The sequence below is a fragment of the Nocardioides sp. S-1144 genome (genome assembly GCF_005954645.2).
Lineage (GTDB): Bacteria > Actinomycetota > Actinomycetes > Propionibacteriales > Nocardioidaceae > Nocardioides > Nocardioides dongxiaopingii.
In genome coordinates, this window is the sequence record NZ_CP040695.2 from 632,303 (window position 1) to 656,626 (window position 24,324).

The 24,324-nt window shown below is 74.9% G+C and carries 20 protein-coding genes and 1 riboswitch; of the genes, 12 read left to right on the forward strand and 8 right to left on the reverse strand.

Annotation, left to right across the window (positions count from 1 at the left end; genetic code table 11):
• Nucleotides 1–43: 43 nt before the first annotated feature.
• Together FE634_RS02970 and FE634_RS02975 are read right to left on the reverse strand one after the other, a co-directional pair.
• A complete protein-coding gene (locus FE634_RS02970; RefSeq protein WP_222847658.1) occupies nt 44–1,051 on the reverse strand; it encodes an aldo/keto reductase family protein in 1,008 nt (335 codons plus the stop codon).
• A gap of 9 nt (nt 1,052–1,060) precedes the next feature.
• Nucleotides 1,061–1,741: a GntR family transcriptional regulator gene (locus tag FE634_RS02975; RefSeq protein WP_148240339.1), complete on the reverse strand. Its 681-nt coding sequence runs from the start codon at nt 1,739–1,741 to the stop codon at nt 1,061–1,063.
• 16 nt (nt 1,742–1,757) lie between these two features.
• Here FE634_RS02975 and FE634_RS02980 point away from each other — a divergent pair, with 16 nt between their 5' ends.
• Nucleotides 1,758–4,649, forward strand: a complete 2,892-nt coding sequence (locus FE634_RS02980; protein ID WP_148240340.1) for an FAD-binding and (Fe-S)-binding domain-containing protein — start codon at nt 1,758–1,760, stop codon at nt 4,647–4,649.
• A gap of 27 nt (nt 4,650–4,676) precedes the next feature.
• Here FE634_RS02980 and FE634_RS02985 read toward each other — a convergent pair whose 3' ends face one another.
• From FE634_RS02985 to FE634_RS02995, 3 genes are all read right to left on the reverse strand, one after another.
• Nucleotides 4,677–5,243, reverse strand: coding sequence for a gluconokinase (locus FE634_RS02985; RefSeq protein ID WP_262347557.1), 567 nt, complete (start codon nt 5,241–5,243; stop codon nt 4,677–4,679).
• Nucleotides 5,240–6,664 carry a GntP family permease gene (locus FE634_RS02990; protein WP_148240341.1) on the reverse strand — a complete coding sequence of 475 codons (1,425 nt, stop codon included), beginning with the start codon at nt 6,662–6,664 and terminating at the stop codon, nt 5,240–5,242. Before FE634_RS02990 ends, FE634_RS02985 begins: the two co-directional genes overlap by 4 nt.
• Nucleotides 6,665–6,732: 68 nt before the next feature.
• Nucleotides 6,733–8,163 carry an MFS transporter gene (locus FE634_RS02995; RefSeq protein ID WP_222847660.1) on the reverse strand — a complete coding sequence of 477 codons (1,431 nt, stop codon included), beginning with the start codon at nt 8,161–8,163 and terminating at the stop codon, nt 6,733–6,735.
• 225 nt (nt 8,164–8,388) lie between these two features.
• Between FE634_RS02995 and FE634_RS03000 the strand changes: the two genes are divergently transcribed.
• Nucleotides 8,389–8,679, forward strand: coding sequence for a MarR family winged helix-turn-helix transcriptional regulator (locus tag FE634_RS03000; RefSeq protein ID WP_148240343.1), 291 nt, complete (start codon nt 8,389–8,391; stop codon nt 8,677–8,679).
• An 83-nt stretch (nt 8,680–8,762) separates the two neighbouring features.
• Nucleotides 8,763–10,994, forward strand: coding sequence for a SpoIIE family protein phosphatase (locus FE634_RS03005; RefSeq protein WP_137294263.1), 2,232 nt, complete (start codon nt 8,763–8,765; stop codon nt 10,992–10,994).
• A gap of 13 nt (nt 10,995–11,007) precedes the next feature.
• Here the strand turns inward: FE634_RS03005 and FE634_RS03010 are convergent, their stop codons facing one another.
• Nucleotides 11,008–11,799 (reverse strand): putative protein N(5)-glutamine methyltransferase, encoded by a 792-nt coding sequence (locus FE634_RS03010; protein WP_137294264.1) that lies wholly within the window; start codon nt 11,797–11,799, stop codon nt 11,008–11,010.
• A gap of 40 nt (nt 11,800–11,839) precedes the next feature.
• Here FE634_RS03010 and FE634_RS03015 point away from each other — a divergent pair, with 40 nt between their 5' ends.
• Nucleotides 11,840–12,937 (forward strand): MBL fold metallo-hydrolase, encoded by a 1,098-nt coding sequence (locus FE634_RS03015; RefSeq protein WP_137294265.1) that lies wholly within the window; start codon nt 11,840–11,842, stop codon nt 12,935–12,937.
• Between the two features lie 28 nt (nt 12,938–12,965).
• Here the strand turns inward: FE634_RS03015 and FE634_RS03020 are convergent, their stop codons facing one another.
• Together FE634_RS03020 and FE634_RS03025 are read right to left on the reverse strand one after the other, a co-directional pair.
• On the reverse strand, nt 12,966–13,433 hold the full coding sequence (locus FE634_RS03020; RefSeq protein ID WP_137294266.1) for a GNAT family N-acetyltransferase: 468 nt from the start codon (nt 13,431–13,433) through the stop codon (nt 12,966–12,968).
• Nucleotides 13,430–14,350: an alpha/beta hydrolase gene (locus tag FE634_RS03025; RefSeq protein WP_170981603.1), complete on the reverse strand. Its 921-nt coding sequence runs from the start codon at nt 14,348–14,350 to the stop codon at nt 13,430–13,432. Before FE634_RS03025 ends, FE634_RS03020 begins: the two co-directional genes overlap by 4 nt.
• A 64-nt stretch (nt 14,351–14,414) precedes the next feature.
• Nucleotides 14,415–14,523, forward strand: a riboswitch (TPP riboswitch).
• Here FE634_RS03025 and FE634_RS03030 point away from each other — a divergent pair.
• The 8 genes from FE634_RS03030 (at nt 14,513) to FE634_RS03065 (ending at nt 24,285) form a co-directional block, all read left to right on the forward strand.
• On the forward strand, nt 14,513–15,592 hold the full coding sequence (locus FE634_RS03030; protein ID WP_137294267.1) for a thiamine ABC transporter substrate-binding protein: 1,080 nt from the start codon (nt 14,513–14,515) through the stop codon (nt 15,590–15,592). (Overlaps the previous riboswitch by 11 nt.)
• Before the next feature lie 12 nt (nt 15,593–15,604).
• Nucleotides 15,605–17,278, forward strand: coding sequence for an ABC transporter permease (locus FE634_RS03035; RefSeq protein ID WP_138875047.1), 1,674 nt, complete (start codon nt 15,605–15,607; stop codon nt 17,276–17,278).
• A gap of 8 nt (nt 17,279–17,286) precedes the next feature.
• Complete coding sequence (locus tag FE634_RS03040) at nt 17,287–18,273, forward strand: ABC transporter ATP-binding protein (RefSeq protein WP_137294269.1); 987 nt, start codon at nt 17,287–17,289, stop codon at nt 18,271–18,273.
• 26 nt (nt 18,274–18,299) lie between these two features.
• Entirely contained in the window at nt 18,300–19,391 is a 1,092-nt protein-coding gene (locus tag FE634_RS03045; protein ID WP_262347558.1) for a phosphatase PAP2 family protein, read from the forward strand.
• Between the two features lie 215 nt (nt 19,392–19,606).
• On the forward strand, nt 19,607–20,983 hold the full coding sequence (locus FE634_RS03050; protein ID WP_138875049.1) for a C40 family peptidase: 1,377 nt from the start codon (nt 19,607–19,609) through the stop codon (nt 20,981–20,983).
• A 94-nt stretch (nt 20,984–21,077) separates the two neighbouring features.
• Entirely contained in the window at nt 21,078–23,078 is a 2,001-nt protein-coding gene (locus tag FE634_RS03055) for an acyl-CoA dehydrogenase family protein (RefSeq protein ID WP_138875050.1), read from the forward strand.
• Entirely contained in the window at nt 23,078–23,626 is a 549-nt protein-coding gene (locus tag FE634_RS03060) for an alpha/beta hydrolase (RefSeq protein WP_138875051.1), read from the forward strand. Before FE634_RS03055 ends, FE634_RS03060 begins: the two co-directional genes overlap by 1 nt.
• Nucleotides 23,623–24,285 carry a class I SAM-dependent methyltransferase gene (locus tag FE634_RS03065; protein WP_138875052.1) on the forward strand — a complete coding sequence of 221 codons (663 nt, stop codon included), beginning with the start codon at nt 23,623–23,625 and terminating at the stop codon, nt 24,283–24,285. The genes FE634_RS03060 and FE634_RS03065 overlap by 4 nt, the downstream gene beginning before the upstream one ends.
• Nucleotides 24,286–24,324: the final 39 nt, after the last annotated feature.

Sequence of the window (24,324 nt, forward strand, 5' to 3'; positions counted from 1 at the left end):
AGCACGGCGGTGTGACCTGCGCGACGCAGGAGCCGCGACCGCGTCAGCGGCGCGTGATGTACGGCGTCGCGTTCACGGCCAGGGTCTGGCCGGTGACCGGGAGGCTGCCCAGGGCCTCGTCGCAGGCCGCGACGACGTCGTCGTCGAGGGAGATGCCCGCGGCGGCGGCGTTGGCGTGCACCTGCTCGGGGCGGCTGGCGCCGGTGATCGCCGAGGCCAGCTCCGGTCCGCGCAGGGTCCAGGCCAGGGCGAGCTCGGGGAGCGTGTGGCCGATGCCCTCGGCGATCGGCACCAGGCGCTGGACGGCCTCGACGGCCTCCTCGCTGTAGACGATGTCCTGGGCGGCGTTCATCGAGGACTGCGCGAAGCGGGAGTCGGCCGGGAACTCCTCGCCCGGCCTGTACTTGCCGGTCAGCAGTCCCTGCGCGAGCGGCGACCAGACGACCTGGGAGATGCCGTGCTCCATGCAGAGCGGGAAGATCTGGTCCTCGGGGGCGCGCCAGAGCATCGAGTACTGCGGCTGCGAGGAGACGAACAGGTCCTCGCCGCCGATCTCGATCGCGGCCTTGACCTGCTCCGGCGTCCACTCGCTGAACCCGAGGTAGCGGGCCTTGCCGTCGGTGACCACCTTCTGCAGGGCCTCCACGGTGTCCTCGAGCGGGACGTCGGCGTCGAAGCGGTGCGCCTGGTAGAGGTCGACGTGGTCGACACGGAGCCGGCGCAGCGACGCGTCGATCTGCCGGGCGACCTGGTCGGGGGCCAGTCCCTTGTCGGCGGGGTCGTCGGACATCTGGCCGAACACCTTGGTGGCCAGCACGTAGGAGTCGCGGGGGTGGTCGGCGAGGATCTCGCCCCACGCCTCCTCGGCGGCCCCGCGGCCGTAGACGTTGGCGGTGTCGAAGAAGTTGATCCCGGCGTCGAACGCGGCCTCGGTGCAGGCCCGCGTGCGGTCGGCCTCGATCCCGCCGGAGTAGGTGAGCCAGCTGCCGAGGGAGATCACGGAGACCTCGAGGTCGGAGCTGCCGAGCTGGCGGAACTTCATGTCGGACATGGCTCGACGCTAGGCCGGGGCGGCGCCGGCCGGGACCACCCGGAGGGCTGGCTGCGCGGTCAGCAGCCGGCAGGTCTGCTCGAGGTGGGCGCGCATCGCGCCCTCGGCGGCGCCGGCGTCGCCGGCGCGCACCGCGGTGACGATCGGCGCGTGCTCGGCGTGGATCTCGCGCAGCGTCCGCCCGGTGGCGGTGGTCGGGGGGCCGAGCAGGGCGGTGGTCGAGCGCAGCTGCTCCACGATCGCGGCCGCGCGGGTGTTGCCGGCGCGGGTGAGCAGGGCGCGGTGCAGGGCGTGGTCGGCGGCCCAGAACGCCGGCGCGTCGTCGTCGGCGGCGGCCGTGGCCATCGCGGCGAGGCAGTCGGTGGCCTCCGGGCAGCCGAGGGTGGCCGCCCGCCCGGCGGCGGCCGGCTCGAGGGCGAGGCGGATCTCGAAGATCTCCTCGACGTCGCGGGCGCGGGGCAGGACGACCCGGAAGCCGCGGTTGCGGACGATCTCGACCAGCCCGGCCTCGGCCAGCCGCAGCATCGCCTCGCGCACCGGGCTGCGCGAGACGCCAAGGAGCCCGGCCAGCTGGTAGACCGAGTACGTCGCCCCCGGCACCAGCTCGCCGTCGCGGACGCCGTCGCGCACCGCGGCGATCACGGCGTCGGTCAGCGATGGCGCCGCCGCCGGCAGGGTGAGGGACGGCATGAGTAACATGTTACCCATGACCACCGGTGAGCTGCTCGACCCGGCCCTCGACCCGGCGCCCGGCGCCGACGTCGCCGCCGACGTCGCCGGGCGGCTGCGCCGCGCCGGCCTGGAGGTGCGTGACGACGCCGGCACCCGGGCGATGTACTCCTCCGACGCCTCGCTGTACCGGATCCCACCGCTGGCGGTCGTGCGCCCGCGCGACGCCGACGAGGTCGCGGCCGCGCTCGCCGTGGCCCGCGCGACCGGGACCCCGATCACCTCGCGCGGCGCCGGCACCTCGGTCGCCGGCAACGCGGTGGGGCGCGGCATCGTCCTCGACTTCTCCCGCCACCTCGGCCGCGTGCTCTCGGTCGACCCCGACGCCCGCACCGCCGTCGTCGAGCCGGGCACCGTGCACGCCGTCCTGCAGCGGGCGGTCGCGCCGCACGGCGTCCGGTTCGGTCCGGACCCGTCGACCCACCCGCGCTGCACGATCGGCGGGATGATCGGCAACAACGCGTGCGGCTCGCGGTCGCTGGCCTACGGCCGCACCTCCGACAACGTCGCCGGGCTCCGGCTGCTCACCGCCGCCGGCGACGTGGTCGAGACCGGCTACGACGCGTCCGGGACCCCGTTCGCCCGCGGCGCGGACGACGTGCTGGCCGGCGTCCGGTCCGTGATGGGGGCGCACCTCGCGACCGCCCGCACCGAGCTGGACCGCTTCGGCCGCCAGGTCTCCGGGTACGCCGCCCAGCACCTGCTGCCCGAGCGGTTCGACCTCACCCAGGCCCTCGTCGGGTCCGAGGGCACGCTGGGCGTGATCACCGAGGCCACCGTGCGGCTGGTCGTCGACGCCCCGGTCCGGGTGGTCGTCGTGCTCGGCTTCGACGACATCGTCGCCGCGGGCGAGGCGGCGCCGTCGGTCGTCGAGCACGGCCCGACGTCGTGCGAGGGCCTCGACTCGCGGCTGCTGTCGGTGCTCCGCGCCCGCCGCGGCGAGGGCGCCGTCCCGCCGCTGCCGCGGGGGACCGCCTGGCTCTTCGTCGAGCTGGCCGGCGACGAGCGGGCCGACGTCGTCGACCGGGCCGAGCGGCTGGCCGCCGCCGGTCTCGGCGTCGACAGCCTGGTCGTCACCGACCCCCTCACCCAGGCCCGGCTCTGGCGGATCCGCGAGGACGGCGCCGGCATGGCCGGCCGCTCGCCGGCCGACCGCCCGGCCTGGCCCGGCTGGGAGGACGCCGCCGTCCCGCCGCACATGCTCGGCTCCTACCTGGCCCGCTTCGACGAGCTCGTCACCTCCTACGGCATGACGTCGGCGCCGTTCGGCCACTTCGGCGACGGCTGCATGCACGTGCGCCTCGACTACCCGCTCGACCGGCCCGACGGCACCGCGGTGCTGCGCGCGTTCCTCACCGACGCCGCCCGGCTGGTGGGGGAGTACGGCGGGTCGCTCTCGGGGGAGCACGGCGACGGCCGGGCGCGCAGCGAGCTGCTGCCGCACATGTACTCCGCCGACGCGATCGCGATGTTCGGCGGGATCAAGCACGCCTTCGACCCCACCAACCTCCTCAACCCCGGGGTGCTGGTCGACCCCGACCCGGTCGACGCCGACGTGCGCGTGGCCGGCTCCTTCCCCCTCGCGCGCGGCGGCCGGACGGGGCTGGCGATGGCCTACCCCCACGACGACGGCGACCTCGCCCAGGCCGTGCACCGCTGCACCGGCGTCGGCAAGTGCCGCGCCGACAACTCCGCCGCCGGGGGCGTCATGTGCCCGTCGTACCTCGCGACGCGGGAGGAGAAGGACTCCACCCGCGGCCGCGCGCGCGTGCTCCAGGAGGTGGTCCGCGGCGAGCTGGCGTGGAGCGCGCCCGAGGTGCACGACGCGATGGACCTGTGCCTGTCGTGCAAGGGCTGCGCCTCCGACTGCCCCACCGGCATCGACATGGCCACCTACAAGTCGGAGGTGCTCCACCAGACCTACCGGCGCCGGCTGCGTCCACGCTCGCACTACACGCTCGGGCGGCTGCCGTTCTGGGCCCGCATCGCCGGGCTCACCCCGCGGCTGGCCAACCTCGCGGTGCGGCTCCCGCTGGTCGGCGCGGTCGCGCTGTGGCTGGCCGGGGTCGACCGACGACGCTCGGTGCCGGCGTTCGCCCGGCGTCCGTTCCGGCGCTCCTACGTCGGCCCGTCGGCCGCCGCACGGGGCGGGACGCCGGTCGTCCTCTGGGTCGACTCGTTCAGCGACTCCTTCGACCCCGAGGTCGCCGCCGCGACCGTGCGCGTGCTCGAGGCGGCCGGCTACGCGCCCCGGCTGCCCGACGACCGGCTCTGCTGCGGGCTGACCTGGATCACCACCGGCCAGCTCGACGCGGCCCGGAAGATCCTGGGGCGCACCGTCGCCTCGCTCGCGGACGCCGCCCGCGCCGGCGTCCCGATCGTGGGGCTGGAGCCGTCGTGCACCGGCGTCCTGCGCAGCGACGCCCTCGAGCTGGTGCCCGGCCCGGACGCCGAGGCCGTCGCCGCGTCGGTGCGGACGCTCGCCGAGCTGCTCACCGCGACGCCCGGCTGGACCGCGCCCGACCTGAGCGGCACGACCCTGGTCGCCCAGCCGCACTGCCACCACCACGCGGTGATGGGGTGGCAGGCCGACGCCGACCTGCTCGCCGCGACCGGCGCCACCGTCGACCGGCTCTCGGGGTGCTGCGGCCTCGCCGGCAACTTCGGCGTCGAGATCGGGCACTACGACGTCTCGGTCGCGGTCGCCGGGCAGCAGCTCCTCCCGGCCCTGGACGCCGCCCCCGACGCCCTCGTGCTGGCCGACGGGTTCTCCTGCCGCACCCAGGTCGCCGACCTGCGCGACCGGCCCGCCGTCCACCTGGCCCAGCTGCTCGACCCCGCGGGCCCGCACGCCGGGGACGGGGCCTGAGGTAACTCCGCCGGGAGGCCGCGCTCCTCAGTCCTGCGACGCCTCGCGGGGTCGTGGCAGGGGGTCGCCGGCCAGGGCGGACAGGGCGGCCGCGACGACCTCGTCCGGCTCGACGGCCACGTCGACCAGGGCGCCGTCCTCGTCCTCCTCGAGGGGCTCCAGGGTCTCGAACTGCGACTGCAGCAGGGCCGGGGGCATGAAGTGGCCCTCCCGCTCCCGCATCCGCTGCGCGAGCAGGTTGAAGGTGCTGTGGAGGTGCACGAAGAAGGTGTCGGCCGCCGCGGTGCGCAGGACGTCGCGGTAGGACCGCTTGAGTGCTGAGCAGGTCACCACGGTCGACCGGCCGGTGGCGCCGATCTCACGGGTCCGCTCGGCGATCGTCTCCAGCCACGGCCACCGGTCCTCGTCGTCCAGCGGCGTGCCGGCGGCCATCTTGTCGATGTTGCTCTGCGGGTGCAGCTCGTCGCCCTCCACGAACTCCGCCCCCAGGGCCTGCGCCAGGCGGCGCCCGACCAGGGTCTTGCCGGTCGAGGAGACCCCCATGACGACGACGTGCACCGGCCCGGCGTCCGGGCCGGTGGCGCTCGTCCTCACCCGATCACCCAGATCGCGGTGGCGCAGGCGAACATCATCGAACCCAGCGTCGTCTCCATCACCGTCCACGTCTTCAGCGTGGTCCGCTCGTCCATCCCGAAGAAGCGGCTGACCAGCCAGAAGCCGGAGTCGTTGACGTGCGACAGGACCGTCGAGCCGCCGGCGATCGCGAAGACGAGGGCCGCGAGCTGGAGCGAGCCCAGGTCGGCGGTCTGGGAGGCGATCAGACCTGCGGTCGTGGTCAGCGCCACGGTGGCCGAGCCCTGCGCGACCCGCAGGGCGGTGGCGATCAGGAAGGCCTGCAGCAGCAGGGGGATGCCGACGTCGCCGAGCGAGCTGGTGAGCACCTCGCCGATGCCGCTGGTGCGCAGCACGCCGCCGAACATGCCGCCGGCCCCGGTGATGAGGATGATCGAGCAGATCGGGCCGAGGGCGTCGTCGATGGTGCTCCGGAGCTCGTCGCGGGTGCCCACCCGGGAGCCGAGCAGCGCGATGGCCGCCAGCAGCGTGATGAGGAGCGCGACCGGGGTGTTGCCCACCAGCATCAGCGCGTCGACCAGCGTCGACTGCTCGATGGTCTCCGCCTCCAGCAGCGTGCTCAGCACGGTGTTGAGCGAGATGAGCAGCATCGGGAGCAGGAGCAGCCCGAGCACCGTGCCGAAGGAGGGAGCGGTCCTGGTCCTGGTGCCGGTCGCCGACCCGCTGCTGTCGCCACCGTCGCCGCCCGGCGCACGGCCCTCGGCGTCGCGGGTCTCCCCGAAGAGCAGGTCGGAGGCCGAGACGTCGATCCGGGCACCCATGAGGCGCGAGAGCAGGTAGACGCCGACGTACCAGGAGAGCAGCGCGACCGGGATGCCGAGCAGCAGCAGCAGCCCGAGGTCCGCGCCGATGTCGGTGCCCGCGGCCACGGGACCCGGGTGCGGCGGGACGATCGCGTGCATCGCGGCGAACGCTCCCGCCGCCGGGAGGGCGTAGTACAGCAGCGAGCCACCGAAGCGGCGGGCCACGGTGAGGATGATCGGCAGGAAGACCACGAGGCCGGCGTCGAAGAAGATCGGGAAGCCGAAGATCAGCGCTGCCACACCGAGCGCGAACGGGGCCCGCTTCTCGCCGAAGCGGCCGACGAGGGTGTCGGCGAGCACCTGGGCGCCGCCGGTGGTCTCCAGGATGCGCCCCAGCATCACCCCCAGCGCCACCAGCAGCGCCACGGAACCGAGGGTGCTGCCGAAGAACTGGAGCATCACCGTGGGCACGTCGGCCACCGGGATCCCCGCAGCCAGCCCGGTCAGCAGGCTGACCAGGACCAGAGCGAGGAAGGCGTGCAGCCGCACGACGATGATGAGGGTGAGCAGCACCGCGACCGCTGCCAGTGCGATCAGCAGCATCACCGTGGTGCCGTAGGCCGGTTCGAGGGGATCCATGCGCCCACAGTGCCCGATTCGCACCGGGCCCACCACCGCGGCTCAGGGGGAGGGACGCCCGCCCCCGGTCAGGCGCCGGCCTCCACCGCCACGGTCGCGCGCTCACCCGTGCCGGCCGTCGCCCGGGTGTGCAGGTGCGGGACGAGTGCGGTGATGGCCACGCCGACGAAGGCGGCGATCGCGCCGATGAGGAAGCAGAGCTCGTAGGCCCCGCGGCTGGGGACACCCGCGGCGCCGACCGAGCCGGACAGCACCGTGGCCATCACGGCGGCCGCCGTGGTGGTGCCGACCGAGCGCATCAGCCCGTTGACGCCGACCGCCGAGCCGGCCTCGTTGCGGGGGACCGAGACCATGATCAGGGTCGGCATGGCGGCGTACCCGATGCCGACGCCGGCGCAGGCCACCATCGAGGCGATCAGCAGCTGCCACGGGGCGTTCATCAGGAAGAAGGCGACCAGGTAGCCCACGCCGAGGACGGCGGCGCCGACCATGAGGGTGCGCTTGGCGCCGAAGGCGGTCATCAGCCGGCTCGAGACCGGCGCGAAGGCCATCATGACCAGGCCGCCGGGCGCCATCCACAGCCCGGCCTGCAGCATCGTCTGGCCCAGCCCGTGGCCGGTGGACTCGGGCAGCTGGAGCAGCTGCGGGACCACGATCGACTGCGCCATCATGCCGAACCCGATCGCCACGGCGGCCAGGTTGGTGAGCAGCACCGGACGCCGCGCGCTGACGCGCAGGTCGACGAGGGGCGCGGCCTGGCGCAGCTCGAAGGCACCCCACAGGAGCAGGACGACGACGCCGCCGACCAGGGCGCCGACGGTGCGGGTGTCGGTCCAGCCCCACTCGTTGCCCTTCGAGACGCCCACCAGGACGGCGACCAGGCCGACCGCGAGGCCGAGCGCGCCGCCCAGGTCGAGCCGGCCGCCGGCGGCGCCCTGGACCTTCGGGACCAGCGTCAGCACCAGGACGAGCAGGAGGGCGGCCAGGATCGCCGACATCCAGAAGAGCGCGTGCCAGTCGAAGGTCTGCGCGACCCAGGCCGACAGCGGCAGGCCGATCGCGCCGCCGACCCCGAGGGTGGCGCTGATGGCGGCGATCGCGGTGTTGGCCATCTCGGCCGGCACGACCTCGCGCACCAGCGCGATGCTCACCGGGATGAAGCCCATCGCCAGGCCCTGGAGGGCCCGGCCGGCGAGCATCGGCGCCAGCGAGTCGGACATCGCGCAGACGACGGACCCGACGACCAGGACGCCGGCGCTGGTGATGATCACCCTCGGCTTCCCGAACATGTCGCCCAGGCGCCCGCTGATCGGCATCACGACCGCGGCGGCGAGCAGGGTGATCGTCACGACCCACCCGGCGTTGGCCACGGAGGTGCCGAGCAGCGAGGGCAGCTCTCCCTGGATCGGGATGACGAGGGTCTGGGTGAGGGAGACGCTCATGCCGCCGAAGCACAGGACGACGACGGTGAGGAGCGCGCGCGAAGACTTGGTTTCCACAATGTGTACCGTACACATCAAGGGGCGTTCTGCCACCATTCGTGACCATGACCCCCGAGCCGGACGCCGGCCCACCCCTGCGGAACGCCGACCTGGCCGCCCTCGGCGACGAGCTGGTCCGCCTCCAGCACCGCCGCACGGCGGTCTACGCGGGCGTCGTCCTCGAGGCGTCGGCCTGGCGCATCCTGCGGGTGCTCGCCGACGGCGAGCCCGCGCAGCCTGCGGATGCTCGCCGCCGACCTCGACCTCGAGCAGTCCACCGTCAACCGGCAGGTCAACGCCGCGATCGGCGCCGGCTACCTCGAGCGCTTCGAGGTGCCCGGCAGCGTGAGCCGGCTGGTGCGGCCCTCGGCGCGGGGCCGGGAGGCCTACGAGCACGACGGCCGGATCCGCGCGAGCCTCATCCAGACCGCGCTCGACGAGATGGGTCCCGAGCGGTCGGCCGGGCTGATCGCCGACCTGCGCGCCTTCAACGACGCGTGGGACCGCGCGATCGCCGCGCGTGCTGAAGGGTGAGTGCGGGCGGGTCCCCGCCCCGGACGGGCCGCCCCGCGGGATAACGTCGCCGAACCGCTCCCCCCGACCGAAACCGAGACCACGTGACCACGCCGGCCGCTGCCGCGCACACCCCGGCCTACGACGTCGCCACCCTCACGACGTGCGACGCCGAGCCGATCCACGTGCCGGGGGCCATCCAGCCGCACGGCGTCCTGCTGGCCCTGGACGCGTCCCACGTCGCGGTGATGGTGTCCGCGAACACCGCCGAGCTGCTCGGGGTGCCGGCCGAGGCCGCCGTCGGCCGGTCCCTGGTCGAGCTGGTCGGCGTCGACCTGGCCGCGCACGTCGAGCTGCGGGTCGCCGACGGCTACCCGACCGAGCCCCTGGTCGTGGTCCACGACGGCCGGGAGGTCGACGTCCGGGTGCACGCCTCGGGCGAGCGGACCGTCGTCGAGCTCGAGCCGCTGGTCCGCGACGAGGGTGGCGCGGGCAGCTACCGCTCGGCGCGCAGCGCGATGACCCGGCTGGCGCAGACCTCGTCGCTCGAGCAGCTCACCGACCTGCTGGCCCGCGAGGTCCGCAACCTGTCGGGCTTCGACCGGGTGATGGTCTACCGCTTCGACGAGGAGTGGAACGGCGAGGTCATCGCCGAGACCAGGCGCGAGGACCTCAACCCCTTCCTCGGGCTGCACTACCCCGCGACCGACATCCCGGCCCAGGCCCGCCGGCTCTACACGCTCAACCCGATCCGGCTGATCGCCGACATCGGGTACGTCCCGGTGCCGCTGCACCCGGTCTTCGACCCCGCCACCGACCGGCCGCTGGACCTGTCGTTCGCGTCGCTGCGCAGCGTCTCGCCGATCCACGTGGAGTACCTGACCCACATGGGCGTCACCGCCTCGATGTCGATCTCGATCGTCGTCGACGACGAGCTCTGGGGGCTGATCGCCTGCCACCACTACTCCGGTGCCCACCGGCCGAGCCAGGACGCCCGCGCCGCCGCCGAGTTCGTCACCGAGGTGGCCTCCCACCTGGTCGCGCACCGGGAGCGGGCCGACGCCCGCGAGGCGGCGGTCGCGACCCAGACGCTGGTCGCCGGGCTGACGTCGCGGATGTCGGCCAGCGAGCAGCCGCCGCTGGACGCGATGATCTCCGACCCGTCGCTGCTGGCCCTGGTCGACGCGACCGGGCTCGCGCTCAACTTCGACGGCACGATCCGCACGGTCGGCGCGGTGCCACCGACCGAGCTGCTGGAGCGGATCGCCGACCTCACCGACGACCCGGACCACTACGTCAGCTCGACCCACCACCTCGCCGGCCTCGACCCCGAGCTGGCCGACCTCGCCGCGACCTGCTCCGGCGTCCTGCGCATCGGCAGCCAGCCCGACCGGTGGCTGATGTGGTTCCGGCCCGAGCAGCCCCAGGTCGTCGACTGGGGCGGCGACCCGTCCAACAAGCGGCTGGCGGAGCAGGAGGGGGCCCACGTGCGGCTCAGCCCGCGCCGCTCGTTCGAGAAGTGGCGCGAGGTCACCCACGGTCGCAGCGAGCCGTTCCGGCCCTGGCACCTGGACGCCGCCGACGAGCTCGGCCGGCACACCAACTCCCTGCTGCTGCTCCGGTCGCGCGAGCAGATCACGATGGCCGAGTCGATGCAGCGCTCGGTCGTGCTCGACCGGGCGCCGACCTTCGAGGGTGTCGAGCTGGTCGCGCGCTACCGGCCGGCGTCGTCGTACCAGCTGGGCGGTGACTGGTGGGACGCCTTCGAGCTGCCCGGACGCCGCCTGGTCCTCGTCGTCGGCGACGTCGCCGGCCACGGGGTGGCCGCCGCCACCGCGATGACCCAGCTCCGCACCGCCCTGCGCGCCTACCTCTACGAGGGCCACTCGCCGGCGCAGTGCCTGGACCGGCTCGACCGGCTGATGGACGGCCTGCTCGGGCTGGGCATCGCCACCGCGCTGGTCGCGGTGCTCGACCTCGGGAGCGGGGAGGTCGAGATCGCCAGCGCGGGGCACCCGGCGCCGCTCCTGGTCGGCACCGACTCCGCCCGCGAGCTCGACGTCGAGCGCCGCCCGCTCCTCGGCGTCGGCTCCGGCACGGCGCCGACGACCCGCGTGGTCCTCGAGGCCGACGTGATGCTCGCGATGTTCACCGACGGCCTCGTCGAGCGCCGCGGTGCCGACCTGGGCGAGCGGACCGAGCGGCTGCTCGAGCTGGCCGCCCGTCGTCCCCCGGGCGAGGGCATGGACGGCTGGGCCGACCGCGTCCTCGGCGCGCTCGACGGCACCGACGACGACACGACGCTGCTGGTGCTGCGGCGCTCGCCACCGACCTGATCAGTCGCACCCCTCAGCGGTGCGCCCCGGCCGCCGGCATGGTCGCGACCAGGGCGGTGACGCCGCGCTCGTCGTCGGTGACGGTCTGCGGCACCAGGCCGGCGGCGACGAGCAGCCCGGTGGCCGTGGCGACCTGCGCGGGCGCCACCTCGACCAGCAGCACCCCGGCCGGTGCCAGCCAGGCGGGCGCCCCCGCGGCCACGCGCCGGTGGACGTCGAGGCCGTCGCGTCCCCCGTCGAGGGCCAGCCGGTGCTCGTGGTCGCGCGCCTCGGGCGGCATCCGCGCGATCTCGGCGGTCGGCACGTAGGGCGCGTTCACGACGAGGACGTCGACCCGGCCGCGCAACGCCGGCGGGAGGGCGTCGTAGAGGTCGCCCTCGTGCACCCGCCCCGGGCCGGGACCCGCCAGGTTGGTCCGCGCGCAGGCGACGGCCGCCGGGTCGAGGTCGGCGGCGTGGCCGTCGAGGTCGGGACGGCGCGCGAGCACGGCCACGAGCAGCGCGCCGGTGCCGCAGCACAGGTCGACCACCGTCCCGCCCCGGGGAGCGCGCCCGGCGGCCAGGTCGACCAGGAGCAGGGTGCGCTGGCGCGGCACGAAGACGCCGTCGGCGACCGCGACGCGCCGTCCGTCGAGCTCGGCCCAGCCGAGCAGGTGCTCGAGCGGTCGGCCGGCGACGCGGTCGCGGACCATCCGCTCGAGGGCGTCCTGGTCGTCGGCGGCCTCCAGGAGGAGCGCGGCCTCCTCCTCGGCGAAGACGCAGCCGGCGGCGCGGAGCCGGGCGACGAGGGGGTCGGGGTCGGACACGCCGTCATCGTCGCGCACCGCACCGCGTAGGTTCCGGCGGGTGGCCCACGACCCCGGAACCCCCACCGCGCACGCCGTCTCCCCGGACTCTGGGGAGCACTGGACGGCGGAGGGGGCGTGGCCGGTGGCGCCGGGCATCCACCGGATCCCGCTGCCGCTGCCGATGGACGGGTTGCGGGCGATCAACGTCTACGTCATCGAGACCCCGGACGACGGCAGCCCGGGTGGCGGCGGCCTGACCCTCGTCGACGGCGGCTGGCACATCGACGTCGCGCGCGACCTCCTCGACCGGAGCCTGCGCTCGATGGGCGCCGGCTTCGGCGACATCCGGCGGTTCCTGGTCACCCACGCCCACCGCGACCACTACACGATGGCGCGGGTGCTCGCCGGGGAGCTCGGGGTCGACGTCGCCCTCGGCCGCGAGGAGCAGCCGGCGCTCGAGCTCATCACCAGCGGGACCTTCGACGAGAGCCCGTTCCGCGCGATCCTGCGCACCGCCGGCGCGCTCGAGGTCGCCGAGCACTGGACGAGCATGGGTGACGGCGAGCTCGCCGGCTGGCAGCTGCCGACGACGTGGATCGACGGCGACCAGGAGATCGCGGTCGGCGACCGCACCCTCGACGCGGTGCACACCCCCGGCCACACGCCCGGTCACTACGTCTTCGCCGACCGGGCGGCCGGCCTGCTCTTCGCCGGCGACCACGTGCTGCCGACGATCACCCCCTCGATCGGCTTCACGGTGCCCGCCGCCGCCCTCCCGCTCGGCGACTTCATGGCCTCCCTCACCAAGGTCCGCGGCCTGCCGGACCTCACCGTGCTGCCCGCCCACGGGCCGGTGGCGCCGTCGTCCCACGCCCGGGTCGGCGAGCTGCTCGCGCACCACGAGGAGCGGCTGGGCGACAGCCTGGCCGCGGTGCCGTCGTCCGCGGACGACGGCGCGGTCGCGGGCGCGACGGCCCTCGACGTCGCCCGCACCCTGGGCTGGACCCGGCACCTGCGCAGCTACGAGAGCCTCGACTGGTTCAACCGCGGGATGGCGGTGATGGAGACCAAGGCCCACCTCGACCTGCTCGTCGCCCGCGGTGACGCGACGGCGACCGACGACCCCGACGGCGTCCGCTACCTGCGCACGGTCTGAGCCCCGGCCGGTCCCGGGTCGCGACCGGTCAGGCCGGGCGGCGCGCCGGCCGCCGCATCGGCAGGTGCGGGATGCCGTCCTCGAGGAACTCCGGCCCGTCGACCTCGAACCCGAACCCGGCGTACCAGCCGGCGAGCGGCGACTGGGCGTCGAGCACGACGTCGCGCCCGGTGCAGAGCGTCAGCGCGGTGCGCACGAGGTCGTCGGCCAGGCCCCGGCCGCGCGCGTCCCGGGCCAGGACGACGCGCCCGACCCGCCAGACGTCGCCGTCGTCAAGGACCCGGGCGACGCCGAGGAGCGCGGGGGAGTCGGCCCGGTCGTCCTGCAGCAGCACGTGGTGGGTGCCGGCCTCGAGGTCGCGGCCGTCGAGGTCGGGGTAGGGGCAGGCCTGCTCGACGACGAAGACGTCCTGCCGCAGCCGGGCGACGGCGTAGAGCGTGCGCGCGTCGAGCCCCGCGAACGGGACGGCGACGCAGCGGGTGGTGGGAACCGTCACCGGAGGAACTCCTGCGTGCGGCGCCAGGCGCGGGCGGCCTCCGGCAGGCCCGGCAGGAGGGGGAAGACGTGGATGAGGTCGGGCGCCTCGAGGTAGGTCAGGGGCCAGTCGTCGTGCGCCGCCCGGTCGGCAAGCAACCGGCAGCCGGCGACGAGGAGGTCGCGGGTGCCGGCGAAGACGATCGTCGGCGGCAGCCCGCGGAGGTCGCCGAGCGCGGGGGAGACCTCGGGCCGCCCGAGGTCGGCCGGGTCGCCGGCCCACCACCCGGCGTAGGCGTCGAGCGTGCGGATCGACAGCCACGGGTCGGTCGCGTCGAGGGCGTAGGTGGTGGGCGTGCTGGAGGTGAGGTCGACCCACGGCGCGTGCAGCACCAGGTGGCTCGGCAGGTGCCCGCGCAGGTCGCGCAGCGAAGCCGTCAGCGCCAGGGCCAGGCCGCCGCCGGCCGAGTCGCCGGCCACGACCACCCGCTCCTGCCGGGCGGTGCGGACCGCGAGGTCGTCGACCAGGGCCCGGTGGCTGTCGCGCCAGGTGTGGGTCGGTGCCAGCGGGTAGTCGGGCAGCACGACCTCGGCGTCGAGGTGGCCGGCCAGCCGCAGGGCGTACCGGACGTGCGCGGCGTCGATCGGCGCGACGTACCCGCCGCCGTGCAGGTAGTAGACCGTCGTCCGCGGCCGCGATCCGCGGCGCCGGATCGTGTGGACGGGGAACGGCGTCGGGCCCGACGTCGTGCGCGTCTCGACCTCGAAGCGACGCGCGAAGCCCGGCACCGCCCGCGTCGGCAACCCGGGGACGCGCGCGGCGTCGCGCCGGGCGAGCCGGGCGCGCTCGGCGTCGAGGTCGAGCTCGTCCCCGGGGGCGGTGGCCCCCCGCAGCCGCGGGACCGTGTGGGCGAGGAGCTCGTGACGCAGGCTGGGCACGGGGGCAGCCTGCCAGGTGCGACCGGGCCGCGGCTCGGCCCGGCCCGTCGTGGGGCTACGGTGGGGGTTCAGACAGGGGAGCACGAGCGCGTGCTGAGAGTGCGGACTTCTCCGCAGACCCTTAGGAACCTGCCCCGGTTAGGACCGGCGAAGGGAGTCACGATGAGGTGTGCCATCAAGCGTGTCCGCACGACGGCGGTGCTGGCGACAGCGGTGCTGGCGACGGCGTCCTGCAGCCTGGTCGGGGGTGACGACGACGGCGGCGGCACCGACGCGGACGGCAACCCGACGGAGGTCGTGCTGCTGACCCACGGCTCGTTCAGCCTGCCCGACGACCTGGTCGCGGCGTTCGAGGAGGAGTCCGGACTCGAGCTGGTCATCCGCACCGGCGGCGACGCCGGGGAGGTGACCAACCGGCTGGTACTCACCAAGGACGACCCGGCCGGCGACGTCGTCTTCGGCATCGACAACGCGTTCGGGAGCCGCGCCCTCGACGAGGGTGTGCTCGCGCCGGCCGACGTCGCCTGGCCCGCCGGGGCCGAGCAGTTCGCGCTGCCCGGCGACGACGACCGCCTGCTCACCCCGGTCGACAACGGCAACGTGTGCGTCAACATCGACACCACCTACTTCGCCGAGAAGGGGCTCGCCGAGCCCGAGACGCTCGAGGACCTCACCGAGCCGGCCTACCGCGACCTCTTCGTGACGCCGTCGGCCGCGACCAGCAGCCCCGGCCTGGCCTTCCTGCTCGCCACGATCGCCGAGTACGGCGAGGAGTGGCCGGCCTACTGGGAGCGGCTGATGGGCAACGGTGCCGAGATCGCCAGCGGCTGGACCGACGCCTACCAGGTCGCCTTCACCCAGGGCGGCGGCGACGGCGACCGGCCGATCGTCACGTCCTACGACTCGAGCCCGGCCTTCACCGTCCCGGAGGACGGCACCGCGAGCACCACCCGCGCGCTGCTCGACACCTGCTTCCTCCAGGTCGAGTACGCCGGCGTGCTGGCCGGCGCGGCCAACCCCGACGGCGCGGCCCAGGTCGTCGAGTGGCTGGTCACCCCCGAGGTGCAGGCCGCGCTGCCCGACAACATGTACGTGTTCCCGGTCGCCGACGGCGTCGCGCTGCCCGAGGCCTGGGCGACGCTCGCCGAGCGCCCGGCCGACCCCGCCGAGGTCGACCCGGCCGAGGTGGCCGCGGAGCGCGACGCCTGGCTCGAGGAGTGGACCGAGATCACCACCCGCTGACGGGCCCCGCTGATGACCCGCACGTCGACCGGCCGCACCGCCGCCCTGCTGGGGCTGGCGGCGCTGCCGGTCGGCGTCCTGACGGTCTTCTTCGTGCTGCCGGTCGCCGGCATGCTCGAGCGCGGCTTCTGGCCCGACGGCGGCTTCGACCCCGGGGCGGTGCTCGACGTGCTGGCCCGGCCGCGGGTGCACCGGGTGCTGTGGTTCACCCTGTGGTCCTCGACGGTCGCGACGGTGCTCGCCGTCGTGCTGGGGCTGCCGGCGGCCTACGCGCTGTACCGGCCGAGGTTCCCGCTGCGGGGACTGGTGCGGGGGCTGCTGCTGGTGCCGTTCGTGCTGCCGACGGTCGTCGTCGGCGTCGCGTTCCGCCAGCTGCTGCGCGACGGCGGCCCGCTCGGCGTCCTGGGCCTCGACGGGACGCCTGCCGGCATCGTGACCGCCCTGGTCTTCTTCAACGTCGCCGTCGTGATCCGCACGGTCGGGTCGGCGTGGGAGGGCCTCGACCGACGTCCGGCCGAGGCGGCGGCCGCGCTGGGCGCGAGCCCGGTGACGGTGTTCCGCACCGTCACGCTGCCGGCGCTGCGCCCGGCGGTGGTGTCGGCGGCGAGCGTGGTGTTCCTGTTCTGCGCGACGGCGTTCGGCGTCGTCCTCACCCTGGGCGGCACCCGCTACTCCTCGGTGGAGACCGAGATCTACCTGCTCACGACCGACCTGCTCGACCTGCCGGCCGCGGCGGCGCTGTCGATCGTGCAGCTCGTCGTGGTGGTCGGCCTGCTGCTCGTCGCCGGCCGCGCGCGGCGGGTGCCCGACCCGACGGTGGCCCGCCACGCCTCCGCCGCCCGGCCGCGCGGGGTCCGTCGTGGCGACGTCCCGGCCCTCGTGGCGACGGGGCTGCTCCTGGTGGCCGTCGCGACGCCGATCGTCACCCTCGTGCTCGGCAGCCTGCGCGACGACCGCGGCTGGACGCTGCGCTTCTACCGCGCGCTCGCCGGCGACGGCGCCACGGACCCCGCGGGCGGCGGCGCGACCCTGGTCGCGCCGGTCACCGAGGCCCTGGGCAACTCCCTGCGGGTCGCGGTGGACGCGACCTGGATGTCGCTGCTGCTCGGGACGCTCGTCGCCGTGGTCGTCACCCGCCGCTCGCGGAGCCGGGCCGAGCGCCGGCTGCGCGGCGTCCTCGACGGTTTCTTCATGCTCCCGCTCGGGGTCTCGGCGGTCACCCTCGGCTTCGGGTTCCTCATCACCCTCGACGAGCCGCCGCTCGACCTGCGCGACTCGGCCCTGCTGGTGCCGATCGCCCAGGCCCTGGTCGCGCTGCCGCTCGTCGTCCGCACGCTGGTGCCGGTGCTCAACGGCATCGACGACCGGCAGCGGCAGGCCGCCGCCTCCCTCGGCGCCGGCGCGCTGCGGAGCCTGGCCACCGTCGACCTGCCGGTGGTGTGGAAGCCGCTGCTGGCGGCGGCGGGGTTCGCGTTCGCGGTCTCGCTGGGCGAGTTCGGCGCGACGTCGTTCCTCGCCCGCGAGGACCACCCCACGCTGCCGATCGTCATCTTCCGGCTGATCGGCCGGCCCGGCGAGCTCAGCTACGGCACGGCGCTGGCCGCCAGCGTCGTGCTGGCGGCCACCACGGCGCTGGTGCTGCTCGCCGTCGAGCGGCTCCGCGTCCCCGCCCTCGGATCCTGGTAGGAGAGCCCGTGCTCACCCTCGACCACCTCACCGTCGCCTACGACGGCACCGACGCCGTCCGCGACGCCAGCCTCGTCGTCCCCGACGGGAGCGTCGTGGCCGTGCTCGGTCCGTCCGGGTGCGGCAAGTCGACGCTGCTGCGCGCCGTCGCCGGGCTCGAGCCGCCGACGTCCGGCACGATCGCGTGGGACGGCGTCGACCTCGCCGGCGTCCCGACGCACAGGCGGCGCTTCGCGATGATGTTCCAGGACGGCCAGCTCTTCGGCCACCTCACCGTGGCGCGCAACGTGGGCTACGCCCTGCGGTTGCGCCGCAGCCCGGACACCGCCGCGCGGGTCGCCGAGCTCCTCGGCCTCGTCGGGCTCGAGGGGTACGCCGACCGGTTGCCCGGCACCCTCTCCGGCGGGGAGCGGCAGCGGGTCGCGCTGGCCCGCTCGCTCGCCGCCGACCCCCGGCTGCTGCTGCTCGACGAGCCGCTCTCGGCCCTCGACGCCGGGCTGCGCGAGCGGCTCGCCGGCGACCTCGACCGGATCCTGCGCGCCGCCGGCACCACGACCCTCGTGGTCACCCACGACCAGGAGGAGGCCTTCGCGCTGGCCGACCGCCTCGTGGTGATGCGCGACGGGGTGATCGTGCAGCAGGGCGACATCGCCGACGTCTGGGCCGCCCCGGCCGACGCCGGGACGGCGCTGTTCCTCGGCTACGCCCGGGTGCTCGACGGCGCCGCCGCGGCGACGGTGCTGCGGGCCGCCGGGCTGCCGGCGTCGCCGTCCGTCGCGGTGCGTCGCTCGGCGCTGACGGTGGCCGGCCCGGGCGGGGGGCTCGTGGGCGTCGTCCGCTCCACGCGGGCCACGCCCGACCAGGTGCGCCTCGTCGTCGACGTCGACGGGGTCGGCGAGGTCGACGCGGTCGCGACGCCGGGTGCCCCGACGGCGCCGGGGGACCGGGTGGCCCTGGCGGTCGAGCCGGCCCGGCTGGCGCCGATCGGCGGATGAGGACCGACTTTCCCTAGGATGCTGGGGTGTATCGCGCCTACGTCGTCCTGGTCGGCATCGCCGCGACCATGGGCACGCTGGCGCTGGTCGTCTCGCTGCGCTACGACCAGCCGCTGCTCGACCCCGAGGGGTCCTTCCTCGGGCCCTCGTGGATCCGGCTCCCGCTGCTGCTCAGCATCACCGTCGTGCTCGACCTCGTGCCGCGGATGCTGTGGCACTCCCGGCTGCGGCGCTCGGCGATGCTGCCCGTCGTCCGCGAGCGCTGGCGCACGCACTGGACGCGCGAGCGGGGACTGCTGGTCTTCCTCGGCGTCGTCTGCTTCTACGTGACCTACGTCAGCTACCGCAACCTGAAGTCGGCGCTGCCGTTCGTCCGCTCCTTCGACAACCCCGACGACATGTTCGACCGCGAGCTGAACGCCGTCGACCGGGCGCTGTTCTTCGGCCACCAGCCCGGGCCGGTGCTGCACGACCTGCTCGGCACCACCGTCACCGCCCACGTGCTGTCGACGATCTACCTGCTCTTCGTGGCCATGGTGCCGCTGGCGGTGATGGCGTGGATCGTGTGGTCGCGCAACCTGGCCTTCGGCTACTGGTTCGTGACCTCGCAGTGCCTGGCCTGGTCGATCGGCACCGCGACGTACTACGCGCTGCCCACCCTCGGCCCGGTCTTCCACTACGTGCCGGGCTACACCGACCTGGCCCACACCGGCACCACCGACCTGATCCGCTCGCTCGACCGGTCCCGCGACCTCTTCCTCTACGGCGGCTACGACGGGCAGGGCGTGGAGGGCATCGTGAACTCGGTCGCCGGGTTCGCCAGCCTGCACTGCGGCATCACCCTGCTGTGGGCGCTGATGGTCCAGTACACGGTGCGCAGCGTCGTCATCAAGCGGATCTTCTGGGTCAACTTCGGTCTCACCGTGATCGCCACCGTCTACTTCGGCTGGCACTACCTCGCCGACGACGTCGCCGGCATCACGCTCGCGATGGTCTCGTTCTACCTCGGCGGCCTCGCGACCGGCCAGCGCTTCGACCGCCACCTCCGCCGTCGCGACGACGACGCCACCCCCGCCACCCCCGCCGCCGTCGTCCCCTCCGAGGACGCCGCCCGCTGACCCGGGCCTCGGGTCCGGGGCCGAGGTTTCCCCGGTCGACCGGGGATCCCTGAACTTGTCGGCCGGGATATCGCCCGACAAGTTCAGACTTCCCCGGCCGGCCGGGGAAATCCCGGCGCCCCGGCGCGCCCGGACGAATTACAAGGGTGTAGTTTGTCAAGCCGACACGCCGTAACTCTTGTGACTTTCGGAGACTTCTGTTGAAGTTGTGACTCGTGAGACTCGAGTTGCTCCCCCGAGCCCGTTCCGTTGCTGCCTGTGCCGTCATCGGCGTCCTCGTCTGCGGGGGCCTGGCCGGGACGTCGGCCGCCGCCGACGACGTGCCGGTCCCGACCCGGCAGCAGGTGCAGGAGGCGCAGGACGCCGCCGCAGCGGGAGCACGCGACGTCGCCGCGGTGCAGGCCGACCTGGCCGCCGCGAACGCCGAGGTCGAGCGCGCGTCGGTGCGGGCCGCGCAGGCCGCCGAGGCCTTTAACGGGGCGCGCTACGAGGCCGGTCTGGCCCGCGACGCCGCGGACGCCGCCCGCACCGCCCAGGTCGCCGCGGACGCCGAGGTCGAGCGGCTGCGGGTGGTCTACGGCCGCGCCGTCGTCTCGCGCTACACGAACGGCTCCGACCTCGCCGCCCTGTCGGCCGTCACCGAGGCCGAGGGGGTCGAGAGCCTGCTCGATCGGCTCAGCACCGCCCGGCTCGGCGCGCAGGCCCTGCAGGCCCAGCAGGACGGCCTGCTGGCGGCCCAGGACGACGCCGCGCTCGCCGCCGACGACGCCGAGCAGGCCGAGCAGGACGCCGAGGCCGCGCTGACCAGGTCGCGCGAGGCCCAGGCCGAGGCGCAGGCGGCCCAGGACGACGCCGCCGCGCAGGCCCAGGCGGTCGCCGTGCGCAAGGCCGCCCTGCTCGACGAGCTCGCCCGCCTGCAGGGCGTCAGCGTCGCCATCGCCGAACGCCGCCAGGCCGGCCTCGAGCAGCGGGCCGCCGAGGCGGCTGCCGCAGAGGCCGAGCGGGAGCGTCGCGAGGAGCGTCGCGCCCAGCAGGCCGCGGCGGCTGCGGCCGCGGCGGCCGAGCCCGAGGAGGCTGCACCGCCGGCGTCCCCGGACCCCGAGCCCGCCGCCGACCCCGAGCCCGCCGCCGACCCCGAGCCCGCCCCCGCGCCCGACCCGGCGCCCGACCCGGAGCCCGCGCCCGACCCGGCGCCCGCCCCTGCACCCGCTCCCGCTCCCGCCCCGAACGGCGGCGCCCAGGCGGCCATCGCCTTCGCCCGCGCCCAGCTCGGCGAGCCCTACGTGTGGGCCGCCGCCGGGCCCGGCGCCTGGGACTGCTCCGGGCTGACCATGCAGGCCTGGGCCGCCGGTGGCGTCTCGCTGCCGCACTACTCCGTCGCGCAGTACGAGCAGGCGACCCCGGTGGCGTCGTCCGACCTGCGGCCCGGTGACCTGCTGTTCTGGGGCTCCTCCAGCAGCCCCTCCTCGATCTACCACGTCGCGCTGTACGTCGGCGACGGGATGATGATCCACGCCCCTCGCGCCGGGCGCCCGGTCGTGGAGGAGTCGATGTACTACTGGATCACCCCGAACTTCCGCGCCCGACCGTGAGTCGCCAGGCCGGCCCGTCGACCCGTTGGTGAGCAGGGCCCGACCGCCCGTCAGGAGGCTGACGGCTTCCCCTACTGGTCGGTAGCCTGGCGCCATGGCGACGACCGATGCTGCTGCTCCTCCCGCGAACGACGACCGGCCCGGCTATCGGCAGCCGCACGTCGACGTCCCCGCGCTCACCGCGCTCCTGGACGGTCGCCACGCCGGGGTCCGGGCGCTGGTGCGCTCCCAGCTCGTCGAGCACGCCCAGGTGCTCGTCGACGCCGAGGAGATGACGACCGAGGCCTTCCGTGAGCGGGTCCGCGACGTCGTCGTCGAGATGGCCGCGACCGGCCAGACCGCGATGGGCTTCCCGACCGAGTACGGCGGCGGCGGCGACATCGGCGCGTCGCTGGCGGCGTTCGAGACGCTGGCGCTCGGCGACCTGTCGGTGCTGGTCAAGGTGGGGGTGCAGTTCGGCCTCTTCGGGGGCGCGGTGCTGCAGCTCGGCACCGCCCGGCACCACGAGCGCTACCTCGCCGACATCGTCTCGGGTCGCCTGATGGGCTGCTTCGCGATGACCGAGACCGGGCACGGCTCGAACGTCCAGGCGCTCGGCACCGTGGCCACCTACGACGCCGGCACCGAGGAGTTCGTGATCACCACGACCCGCGACGACGCCAGCAAGGACTACATCGGCAACGCCGCCGTCCACGGCGAGCTGGCCGTGGTCTTCGCCCAGCTCGTGGTCGGGGGCGAGTCGCGCGGGGTGCACGCGTTCGTCGTCCCCATCCGGGTCGACGGCCGCCCGGCGCCCGGGGTGCGGATCGAGGACGACGGGCTCAAGATGGGCCTCAACGGCGTCGACAACGGCAGGCTCTGGTTCTCCGAGGTGCGGGTGCCGCGCGAGGCGCTGCTCAACCGGTTCGCCGACGTCACCGCGGACGGCGACTACGTGAGCGAGATCGAGAACCCCAACAAGCGCTTCTTCACCATGCTCGGCACCCTCGTGCAGGGGCGGGTCTGCGTCGGCGGCGCCGGGATCAACGCCTCGAAGGTGGCGATCGCGATCGCGGTCAGGTACGCCCTGCGACGTCGTCAGTTCGAGGCCGGCAGCGAGGCCGAGGAGGAGCTGCTCCTCGACTACGGCCTGCACCAGCGCCGGCTCCTCCCGCTGCTCGCGCGCACCTACGCGCTGCACTTCGCCCAGGAGGTCGTGGCCGGCCAGGTGCACGACGTCTTCTCCGGCGTCCTGGACGCCGACGCCGGTCCGGGCGAGGTCGACCTGGCGCGACGCCGCCTCGAGTCGCGCGCCGCCGGTACCAAGGCGCTCGGCACCTGGCACGCCACCCGCACCATCCAGGAGTGCCGGGAGGCGTGCGGCGGCGCCGGCTACCTGGCGGTCAACCGGTTCGCGGCCCTCAAGGCCGACACCGACGTGTTCACCACGTTCGAGGGCGACAACCACGTCCTGCTGCAGCTGGTCGCCAAGGGGCTGCTGACCGACTACGCCAGCGAGTTCGAGGAGATGGACCAGTTCGGGATGGTCCGGTTCGTCGCGGCGCTGTCGGTCGGGACCGTGATCGAGCGGACCGGGGTCCACGCCTGGCTGGAGCGCATCAGGGACGTCCTGCCCGGCGACGAGTGGGACCAGGACGCCGGCCTGCTCGACCCCGACTACCAGCTCGCCATGTACCGCTACCGCGAGGAGCACACCCTGGCCGCCGTCGCGCGCCGGCTCAAGCGCGGCATCGACCGCGGGATGAACCCGGGCGCGGTCTTCTCCCGGGTCCAGGACCACGTCATCGCCGCCGCCCGCGCCCACATGGAGCGGCTGGTGCTCGAGGCCTACGTCGAGAAGATGCGCGCCCTGCCCGAGGGGGACCTCAAGGTCGCCCTCAACCTGCTCTGCGACCTGCACGCGCTCACCGGCATCGAGGCCGACCGCGCCTGGTTCCTCGAGCACGGCCGCCTCTCCGCCCAGCGCAGCAAGGCGATCACCCGCGAGATCTCGTCGCTGTGCCGCAAGCTCCGTCCGCTCGCCGGCGACCTGGTCGACGGGCTGGGGGTGCCGCCCGAGATGCTGCGGGCGCCGGCGCTGGTCGGCGAGGCCTGATGTCGGCCGTCGTCCTGCCCGGGCGCGCGTACCCCGCGACGATGCCGCTGCTCGCGCTCGCCACCACCGTGCTCGAGCGCCACGGGCACGACGTCCGCGCCGTCTCGTGGTCGCTGCCCGACGGCGTCCCCGACGACGCCGACGCGTGGGTCGAGGCCCGGCTCGTGGAGGCGCTGGACGGCGAGGTGCCGCACGTGCCCGACGTCGTCGTCGCCAAGTCGCTCGGGACCCGCTCCGCCCCGTACGTCGCCCGGCGCGGCTGGCCCGCCGTCTGGTTCACCCCGCTCCTGCGCGACGCGGCGTGTGCCGCGGGGATCCGCGCGAACCCGGCGCCGCAGCTCGTCGTCGCGGGTCTGGCCGACGGCCTCCACGACACCGAGGTCGCCGCCGGGCTAGGTGACGCGGTGACCGTCCTCGAGGTCGAGGGTGCCGACCACGGGCTGAGCCGCGGCGACGGCGCCCCCGACGACGACGTCCTGGCCGACGTCGAGCGGGCGCTCGACGCCTTCGTCGGCGCCCTGCCGCGCACCCGGGGGAGGGCCTCGTGAGGCTGCCCGGTCTGCGTCCGTGGAGCGACGACCCGCTGTGGGCGAGCGTCTACGACTGGTCGGTCGAGCACCCGATCGCCGGGGGCGCGCTGTGGCGGGTCGGCATCCACAGCGACCTGCGCCGGCTGCACGACGCCGCCGGCGAGCTCAGCCTGCTGCCGGCCGGGACCCGCGTGCTCGACGTCCCGTGCGGGGGCGGGGTCGCGCTGCGCGGCGTCACCGTCGGCCAGGGCCTCGACTACGTCGCCGCCGACATCGCCCCGGCGATGCTCGAGCGCACCATGGACTCCGCCCGGCGCCGCGGCCTGGAGGACCAGGTGGAGCCCCGGCTCGCCGACGTCGGCAACCTGCCCTTCGACGACGCGTCCTTCGACCGGGTCGTCTCCTTCATCGGCCTGCACTGCTTCCCCGACCCGGCCCGCGCCGTCGTCGAGATGGTCCGCGTGCTGCGGCCCGGCGGCGTCCTCACCGGCAGCGCCGTGCTCAACGACACCGGGATCGTGCACGAGCCGCTGCGACGGGTCGGCCGGCTGGCCGGCCTGATCGGCCCGTCCTGCACCGGCCCCGAGCTGCTCGGCTGGCTCCGCGCCGAGGGCGTCCGCGACCCGGTGCTCGAGCTGTCCGGTGCGATCGGGTACTTCCGCGGCGTCAAGGGGTGAGGCCCGCGAGGAGTTTCACCGCTGAGGCGGTGAAACTCC